An 8,579-nucleotide genomic window follows, 5' to 3' on the forward strand; every position below is an offset into this window, starting at 1 on the left:
CGGCATGGGGGAAAGTAACGCATCTATCCAACCGTTTACGTTTAACGCGATGCGTTATATACTTCCCATGATCACAACATTTGGCGACAAGGCCACAGCGCTGTTATTCAGCGGCAGTTTCGTGCGTTCGCTGCCCACGCAGATCCAGGAAATTGCGTATCGCAAGCTGCTCATGATCGATGCCGCAGCGTCGCTCGAAGACCTCTACACGCCGCCCGGCAACCGGCTGGAGTCGCTGCAGGGACAACGCAGTGGGCAATGGAGCGTTCGCATCAACGCGCAGTGGCGCATCTGCTTTCACTTCGTGAACGGTGAAGCGCTGAATGTCGAGATCGTCGATTATCACTGATTGATTGGGAGGCCAGCATGGTCATCAAACGTTCCGAGCTGGACAGCATCGACTTTTCGGAAATCGACACTGGCGAGCGGATTGCGCCGGTGCATCCCGGGGAGATCCTGCGCAGCGAATTCCTCGAACCGCTCGGCATGTCGGTCAACGCGCTCGCCAAGGCGCTGCACGTGCCTACGCCGCGCATCAACGACGTCATGCTCGGCAAGCGTGCTATCTCGGCGGACACCGCACTTCGCCTTGGCCGCTATTTCGGCGCGAGTGCGCAGTTCTGGCTCAATTTGCAGATCGACTACGATCTGCGCGTCGCGACCGCTGCCGCCGGCGAACAGATCGCCAGCGAAATCGAACCCCTTGCCAGAGCGCGGCGCCCGAAGCTGCCCGGTATGCCGCGCGCCCTCGTGCGCGCCGCCGCCGTTGCGGCAAAGATGTCCAGCAGCGTGGCCGCCATCAAAACCCGCCGCAGGCCCTGAGATTCGACGCCACGGTCAATGTGACATGCGCATTCCTTTTCAAAAGCACAGGAAAGTCACAGCGAGCGGGTAAAATCGCACTATTCCTTCGCCTTACCGGAGTACTGCAATGGCTTTGCAACGTCGTACCACTCTTACGAAGTACCTGATCGAGCAGCAGCGTGAGACCAACAATCTGCCGGCGGATCTGCGGCTCCTGATCGAAGTCGTTGCGCGGGCCTGCAAGGCCATCAGCTACCACGTCAGCAAGGGCGCGCTAGGCGATGCGCTCGGCACCGCAGGCAGCGAGAACGTTCAGGGCGAGGTGCAGAAGAAGCTCGACATCCTGTCGAACGACATCCTGCTCGAAGCGAACGAATGGGGCGGCAACCTGGCCGGCATGGCGTCCGAAGAAATGGAGAAGTTCTCGCCGATTCCGGCCAACTATCCGAAGGGCGAATATCTGCTGGTGTTCGATCCGCTAGACGGTTCGTCGAACATCGACGTGAACGTGTCGATCGGCACGATCTTCTCGGTGCTGCGTTGCCCGGACGGTCAGCAGCCGACCGAACAGTCGTTCCTTCAACCGGGTACGCAGCAGGTCGCCGCCGGCTACGCCGTCTACGGTCCGCAAACCGTACTCGTGCTTACCACGGGCAATGGCGTGAACTGCTTCACGCTCGACCGCGAGCTGGGTTCGTGGGTGCTCACGCAGAGCGACATGACCATTCCGGTCGAAACGCGTGAATACGCGATCAATTCCTCGAACGAGCGCCACTGGTACCCGCCTGTTCAACAGTACATTGGCGAACTGAAAGCCGGCCAGGATGGTTCGCGTCAGTCCGATTTCAATATGCGCTGGATCGCGTCGATGGTGGCCGACGTGCACCGTATCCTGAACCGCGGCGGAATTTTCATGTACCCGGCCGACAAGCGTACGCCGGATAAGCCGGGCAAGCTGCGCCTGATGTACGAGGCAAATCCGATGGCATTCATCGTCGAACAGGCAGGCGGAGCGGCAACCAACGGTGAGAAGCGCATTCTCGACATCGTGCCGAAGAGCCTGCACGAGCGCGTGGCGGTATTCCTCGGCTCGAAGAACGAGGTGGATCGCGTCACCCGCTACCATCTCGAAACAAAAAATTGACCCGGGGGCTTGCCAAAGCGTCAATGAAGTCCCTATAATCTCGTTTCTCCTGATGCCGGAATAGCTCAGACGGTAGAGCAGCGCATTCGTAATGCGAAGGTCGGGGGTTCGATTCCTCTTTCCGGCACCACCTGAATCTGTCAAAGCCTCTACAGGCAAGGTGGGCAAGGCTTCTAGGGCATGTGCGGTTACCATAACCGATTACCATACGCTGGTACACATGCCTCTCCTTCGCCTATCCGCCATCATGTCTATCAAGCTCAAGCACGCCTGGCGCAAGCCCGGTAGCCCCCTGCTCTACTTCCGCCGTAGGGTCCCTGACGACATACGCCCGTTGCTGGTCGTCGCTCGGTCGCCGCATGCCGGTAAGGCTCATATCGTGGTGTCTCTTCAGACCGAGGACCCAAGGGTTGCCGCGCCCCTGATTGCCAAGCTAGCTCGACAGACGGACGAGGAGTGGTCACAGCTACGCAGTCCCACAAGGGCGGGTGTCCAGAGCCTATCGGGCGCTGCCCTCAAGCTCCAGGCTCACCGGCTACTGGTCGACAATGGCATAGACCCCTCGGACCCCAAGGCGAACCCACGGGCCTTGGAGGCGTTCCATGAATTCCTTGACGCACAGATACCGCGCTCGGTCCTGGAGGACGAGGATGTGATCCACGGTCACCAGCTAGATCGGCACCTATCGCCGGTAAGCCGGGAGGCGTTCCAGCTAGTCCAGGGCCGGGGGGTCTTTACGCTGACTGATTGCCTTGACCAGTACGTGACTGCCCGCCCCAATGGGGAGAAGACTGCCCGCATAGCGTTCGGTTATCTGACCAGCTACCTTGGGTCCGACAGGGATATACGGAAGGTGCGCCGGTCGGATGTGAATGGCTTCGTGAATTGGCTCCTCACAGGTGGTCATAGCGCCAGCGGCCAGGCAATCACCACCGCTACCGTGACCCGCTACCTGAACGCCCTTAAGGCCGCTTGGGGTCGAGCCATACGGGAAAACGAGTTAGACATTGAAAGTGTGTTCGCAAGGGTCGAGATTCCCGAGGCCGGTAAGGATTCCAAGGAGCGGCTACCCTTCACGGCTGACCAGCTACAGGCGCTGCACCGTGGGGTGGATGCGTGGGTCGCTGCTAAGGGCTGGGACCCCCTGCGCTGTATCGTTACCGTGCTGGCTGAGACTGGGTGCCGCCTCGCGGAGGTCGCTGGCCTGGCTGCTGCCGATATCCACCTACACGCGGGTGTACCGCACATTGACGTCAAGCCACACCCGTGGCGCTCCCTGAAGAACGCTCACAGCGCTCGTAAGGTCCCCTTGACCCCCAGGGCCATGGTGGCACTGCGGGAGGCCCACAGGCTGGCCCATGGATCACCGTTCGCCTTTCCCACGTACACCACTGCGGAGGCTTGCAATGCTGGCGCGGTGTCTGCGGCCTTGAATGCGTGGATACAAGGGCGTGAGGGGCTCAAGGGCTCGGGGCTCACGAACCACTGCCTACGCCATACGATGAAAGACCTGTTGCGGGCTGTGCAGTGTCTCCCGGAAATCACGGATAGGATCCTGGGCCACCTGACGCCGGGCGTGGGTGCTACCTATGGCCAGGGCTACCCGCTTGGGATCTTGGCGGAATGGTTGGGCCGCGCCGCTGAAGCGGTACGCTAGATTCGTTGTCAGGGGGTGGCTCAGTAGTGCAGCAAGCTCAAAAGGCGTCAAGGAGCCACGCTCCGCGTTTCTCAGGCTTAAGTGCAACGCGCTTGCGCGACCTGCTGCGCCTTCCCGCTTAGAACTCAGCCTAGGTACTGCAGGACCCACAGGACTCCCACCATTACAGGCACCACGACGAACACTCCCCAGCGTTTGCTGTAAAGCTTCGACAGGGGACCGTTGCATATCTTCGCCCTCGACACGCCACTCGCGGCCCTGAAGGGTAGGAAGATCACGCCCACTATCGCCGCTATGATGTAGAGGCCCAGCCCCACCAGCAAAGGGCCGATTGTGATTGCAAGGGCTATGATGATGAACAGATGCATGGTCTTCCCCGAACTACGTTGTTGTGTGTGTGGCGTTGCCGCTTGTCCAGAGCGCCAGCTCGACTTGCTCGCCCCTGTGTTTATGGGCGAAGCATACCTGTGAATATTTCGAGCTAGTAGAGGCCGCTCTCGGTACTGAGCGGCGCGACCAGCTGAATGACTCACAAGGGCCCTTAGGACGTGATTACTGGCCCCCACGCCGGGAGTGTGTTGGGCGCGGGCTACGGTCGGGGGTGTCCGCTTGAGTCGCTGGCGGATTGGTTGGAAAAGGCCACGGAAGCGATCCGCTAACGATTGAGGCAGCTACGCGTCTAGGCCCTGCGGTCGTTTATCATGCTGCATTCCCCGCGCGGATGCCGACACATGAAGAAACTAACCGAGTTCGCGGACGTTGCTCTTAAGCTACTGTCCTGCCTCGCAATTATTGGGGCTGGTGTGTGGGCACTATGGGTATTTTGGCTTGGGGGCTCAACGGATTGGCAGGACAACATCACGCTCGAAACGCAAGTTCTGCCGTATCACGACGACCTTCGCCTGCTGGTCGTGCATGTGAAATCGAGAAATCCACGCAGCGCGACGTTCGAACTGGACGACAGCAAGAAAGACTCGTTCGAATTACGAGTGCGCAAGCTGTCTTCCGATGCGAAAGTGGGCACGGTATTCCATGAGGACGAAGGAGACCTGATTGCCAAGGTCGATTTGCTGAAGCTCGCGGGCGGTGACTATGAATTCCTGCCAAGCGCTGAAATGGACGATATGCAGACCATCGTTCTGCCAGCGGGTAGCACAGTGTCAGTTATCGCTGAGATGAAGATCCACACTGGCACACGAGATAAAAACGGCGAGCCCGATATCGACGCGAACTCAACGTCTGCCATTGTGCATATTGAGCCGTGAACTGGCGTCAACGGAGTGCATTACATGACCAGTGATGAAGTTACGCAGCCGTTCCACCCATTCCGATGCCCGCGATGCAAACTGGAGACCGTGGCGAGCACTCCGTTTTGCACAAGATGCAAACTGGATTTGCGGTATGGATCGCCGGGCAAGGTCCAATCGGGAAAGTGCGTCTATTGCACCAAGACTCGGAAATTCAGCGAAGAACACGCGTTCGGCAAATGGCTGAAAAAGCGTTACGGCGGTCGACATACGAGAACGCGGCACTGGCTACGTCGCCCTGAACGGGTTGCGTTCTGGGAGAACATACCGGTCCACACCGAAAGCGTGGATTTGCCAGCCCCTCCTTACGACACAGTCGTGTTGAATGTTTGCGCTGAGTGCAACAACGGATGGATGAGCAGGCTGCAGAATAGCGCGGCGCCGTTAGTCGAAACACTTGCGGACGGAAAGTGGCCGGACTTTTCCGATGAACAGCGCGACCTTATCGTTCGCTGGGTTTTGATGGTCTCCATAAACTTCGAATGCCTTGGAAAAATCCCACATACAACGCAACAACAACGAACGCTGTTGAGGGACGGCGTGATTCCTCCCGGTTGCCGTATTTCTATTGCACACATGCAAGATGCGAGTTGCACTGGAGATAGCTTCAGTCGGACCGTCGCACTACCGATTGGCATAGGACCCAGCGAATATCTCACTATGCAGAGCACCTATTTTTGCGTGGAACAAGCCGCGTTTCATACGCTCACTTCACTCGGCGACCAGACTCTCGAAATTGGCATTATGTCCTCTGGCCTGTCTAACGCCCGTCTTCCCCGGATGATCTGGCCGGTTCTGGAGCCACTGACTGACGCAACGCTTACTCGCCTGCGTGGCTCAGACCTCAATGACGTGCAAAGATGTTTCGGACCAGTTTGATTATTTAGCAGGTTTCCGTACCCGTCTGCTGCGGCCCGGGCTTGCGCACTTAGAACCTCGGGAACCCCCGGTGTTTCTGCGGCTTCCGGTCCAGTTCCTTTCGCCGCTGCGCCTGTTGGGGCGTGGCTGCAGCTATCGCGGCTTCGTCCTGGGCGCGGGACTCCCCGATATCCCCCTCCGTAGAACCAGCACCGTGTACAGCGGAGTATTGTTGCCGCCGATTCGAATACAGTCATACCAAGGGTTTCCCGTGGGGACAGTCTGCCGTGGCCGGTACAGGTACGCGATAGACCCGTGTCGACCCGTGAGAGACGTTCGAAGCCGCCACAAGCAGACATAACGGGCGGCGCTTTTTTGGGGAAGGTCCTGTCTGGGTCTGCTACTATCAATCGGCGAAGCAGAGGGAAAGCAGACAAACCTTGTGAGCGGGCACAACGACATGCTCAAAAAAACCCATGAAAGAATCAGATGTTGACGGCGGCGTAAATCCGCACATAAATGGCGGCGCAAGGTTGACCAGGACCATCAACAATGAAGCGCCGTTGACAGCCTCGGTCGGGGTGGCTGGTCCCAGTCAGAATGGATCGCCGATGTCGTTGAGATTGGGATCCTCGGGAGGGGAACGCTGTTCGCGCAGCAGGTCATGCAGGGCGAGGTCATAGTGCATGCAGATCCGCGCATGCAGATCCTCGATGAGTTCGACGACGGCAAGCGCCTGTTCGGGCGACCAGTTGTCCGGTATCAGGAAGTCGAGCCCACGGGCAATACCCGAAGGCAGGTGTGCCTGGTGCTTCATGATTTCTTCTCCGCACGCGCGCTACTGCGTCTGCTGGCGCGCTGCTCGGCCCTCTCGCGCGCTTCCTTGACCCGGTAGGACTCGCCCTCGATGGCAATGACTTCGGCGCGATGGACCAGCCGGTCAACGAGCGAGACGACACAGGCGGCGTTCGGGAACACCTCGTGCCATTCGGAGAACGGTCTGTTGGTTGTGACCACGGTACTTGCCGAGCCGTACCTGCGGCTGACCAGTTCGAACAGCAGATCGGCGTGGCGGTTTGAGTACGAGAGGTAACCGACCTCATCAATCACCAGGACGTGAGGGGATGCATAGCGGCGCAGGCGTCGACGCAGCGCCGAATCGCTGTCCAGTGCGGCCAGTTCGCCGAGCATCTGACCGGCGGTAGTGAACAGCGCGGTGTGACCGTGCACGAGCGCCTGATAGGCGAGATTGAGCGCGAGGGTTGACTTGCCGACACCATTCGGGCCGATCAACACGACGTTGGCGGTATCCCTGACGAACCCGAGCGACATTAGCTCTTCAACGGCAAGCCGGTCGCAGCGCGTGGGCCAGCTCCAGTCGAAGTCGCACAGCGGCTTGAAGTTGCCCAGGCGTGCATCGCGGATACGTCGCTCCAGTGATCGGCGGGCGCGCTCATCCTCTTCCCACTGCAACAGCGGCGCGACCCACTGTTCGGCGGCCACATCGGACCAATGCGCGAGCAGTCCATACAGACGCAGGGCGTTCGCGCGCCCCTGAAGGTTCTCAGGCGTGTTCATCGGTGCCTCCCACAAGCTGGTCGTAGATGTCGAGCCGGTGTGGTGTCACCAGCGTGTCCTTGTTGCGCACGTGTTCGGGCAGGATGAGGGTGACTGGCGGCGGGGCCTGCCGTGCCTCGCGCCGGCGCTCAAGCGCCAGACGTACCGGATTCGGATGAGGCGCCGCGTCGCTGGCAAGGGTTTCCTCGATCGCGGCCTGCAGTTCGGCGGGGCCATAGCGGTCGAGCAGTCGCAGCAGGTGCGTGGTGATATTGCCCAGATTGCCGCCGCGCTCAGCGGCGTGCAGCATCAAGGTCCGGCTGGCCGGCGCAGCCCGGGCCAGATGATCAAGACCGCGATGGTGACGGGCCTCGCGCTTCCTTGCGACGAGCGCATCGATGTGTGCGGCAATCTCGATCTGCGCGCCGCGATCGTAACTGCGTTCATGGGTGGCGAGCAGATCGGCGCCGTCGAGAATGCGTACGCGCCGGGGATCAGCGCGTACCGTGAGCGTGCGTCGCACATGGGTATACGGGATCGTATAGTCGTTCAGGTCGAAGCGCACGTAGGGCGTCTTGCCGACCTTCACGGCGAGAAGCAGCTCACACGGGTACGGATTCTCCGGCAACGTGAGCAGGCTGGGCTGTTCGCGCCCGAAGGCCTCGCGCACGGTGATCATGGGTTCTTCGCGGCAGGGCCGCTCAGCAGCGGGTCCCGCGCACCAGATTGCCGCCTGGGCATTGAGATCGTCGAGGTCCGTGAATCTGCGAGCGGCAAAGAAGCTCTCGCGTACAAAGCGGATTGCCCGTTCAACGCGCCCCTTCTCGTTGCCCCGTGCGACAGCCACCGGACGAGGCTCATAACGATGATGCGCGGCGAACGCGAGCAATGTCGGGTGGAAGCGGATCGCATCGCCCTGACGCTCAAGCACGGCGCTACGCAGGTTATCGTAAAGCAGAACCCTGGGGACCCCGGACCATGCTTCGAAGGCGCCGGCATGTCCTGCCAGGAAACTGTCCATACGTGCATCGAGGAAGAAGCGCAGATAGATCTGCCGTGACCACGACAGCACCATCACGAAGGCCATCAGCGGGCGTCGTGCCCGACCGATCTGCAGGTGACCGAAGCTGGCCCAATCGACCTGCGCCTGTTCCCCCGGCAGCGTGCGCAGGCGCAGGTAAGCCTCAGGTACCGGGCGTGGCCGGTGCAGCGAGATCAGGTGCCGGAAGTGGTGGTGACTGCCCCGGTAGCC

At 60.2% G+C, this 8,579-nt stretch carries 10 protein-coding genes and 1 tRNA gene; 7 read left to right on the plus strand and 4 right to left on the minus strand.

Annotated elements, in window-relative coordinates; genetic code table 11:
* Window positions 1–67 precede the first annotated feature (67 nt).
* The 5 genes from P3T43_RS15530 (at window position 68) to P3T43_RS15550 (ending at window position 3,605) form a co-directional block, all read left to right on the plus strand.
* The gene (locus P3T43_RS15530) at window positions 68–349 is read left to right on the plus strand and encodes a type II toxin-antitoxin system RelE/ParE family toxin (protein WP_429281911.1); all 282 of its coding nucleotides are present in this window, start codon (window positions 68–70) and stop codon (window positions 347–349) included.
* 17 nt (window positions 350–366) lie between these two features.
* Entirely contained in the window at window positions 367–822 is a 456-nt protein-coding gene (locus P3T43_RS15535) for a HigA family addiction module antitoxin (protein ID WP_429281912.1), read from the plus strand.
* 109 nt (window positions 823–931) lie between these two features.
* Entirely contained in the window at window positions 932–1,948 is a 1,017-nt protein-coding gene (locus P3T43_RS15540; RefSeq protein ID WP_429281913.1) for a class 1 fructose-bisphosphatase, read from the plus strand.
* Window positions 1,949–2,002: 54 nt separating this feature from the next.
* Window positions 2,003–2,078 (plus strand) — tRNA-Thr (locus tag P3T43_RS15545).
* 117 nt (window positions 2,079–2,195) lie between these two features.
* Window positions 2,196–3,605 carry a DUF6538 domain-containing protein gene (locus P3T43_RS15550; RefSeq protein WP_429281914.1) on the plus strand — a complete coding sequence of 470 codons (1,410 nt, stop codon included), beginning with the start codon at window positions 2,196–2,198 and terminating at the stop codon, window positions 3,603–3,605.
* Window positions 3,606–3,730: 125 nt separating this feature from the next.
* On the opposite strand, the gene P3T43_RS15555 is transcribed toward P3T43_RS15550, so the two are convergent.
* Window positions 3,731–3,973: a hypothetical protein gene (locus P3T43_RS15555; RefSeq protein WP_429281915.1), complete on the minus strand. Its 243-nt coding sequence runs from the start codon at window positions 3,971–3,973 to the stop codon at window positions 3,731–3,733.
* 363 nt (window positions 3,974–4,336) lie between these two features.
* Here P3T43_RS15555 and P3T43_RS15560 point away from each other — a divergent pair, with 363 nt between their 5' ends.
* Both P3T43_RS15560 and P3T43_RS15565 read left to right on the plus strand, forming a co-directional pair.
* Entirely contained in the window at window positions 4,337–4,870 is a 534-nt protein-coding gene (locus tag P3T43_RS15560) for a hypothetical protein (RefSeq protein ID WP_429281916.1), read from the plus strand.
* A 24-nt stretch (window positions 4,871–4,894) separates the two neighbouring features.
* Window positions 4,895–5,791 carry a hypothetical protein gene (locus tag P3T43_RS15565; protein WP_429281917.1) on the plus strand — a complete coding sequence of 299 codons (897 nt, stop codon included), beginning with the start codon at window positions 4,895–4,897 and terminating at the stop codon, window positions 5,789–5,791.
* A 574-nt stretch (window positions 5,792–6,365) separates the two neighbouring features.
* Here P3T43_RS15565 and P3T43_RS15570 read toward each other — a convergent pair.
* The 3 genes from P3T43_RS15570 to istA all read right to left on the minus strand — a co-directional run.
* Window positions 6,366–6,587 carry a hypothetical protein gene (locus tag P3T43_RS15570; RefSeq protein WP_429281918.1) on the minus strand — a complete coding sequence of 74 codons (222 nt, stop codon included), beginning with the start codon at window positions 6,585–6,587 and terminating at the stop codon, window positions 6,366–6,368.
* Entirely contained in the window at window positions 6,584–7,348 is a 765-nt protein-coding gene (istB, locus tag P3T43_RS15575; RefSeq protein ID WP_429281919.1) for an IS21-like element helper ATPase IstB, read from the minus strand. Before istB ends, P3T43_RS15570 begins: the two co-directional genes overlap by 4 nt.
* A partial coding sequence (istA, locus tag P3T43_RS15580) for an IS21 family transposase (protein WP_429281920.1) occupies window positions 7,335–8,579 on the minus strand: 1,245 nt, incomplete at its 5' end. The genes istB and istA, both read right to left, overlap by 14 nt.

The sequence above is a fragment of the Paraburkholderia sp. GAS41 genome (genome assembly GCF_050436545.1).
In the GTDB taxonomy this organism is placed as follows: Bacteria; Pseudomonadota; Gammaproteobacteria; order Burkholderiales; family Burkholderiaceae; genus Paraburkholderia.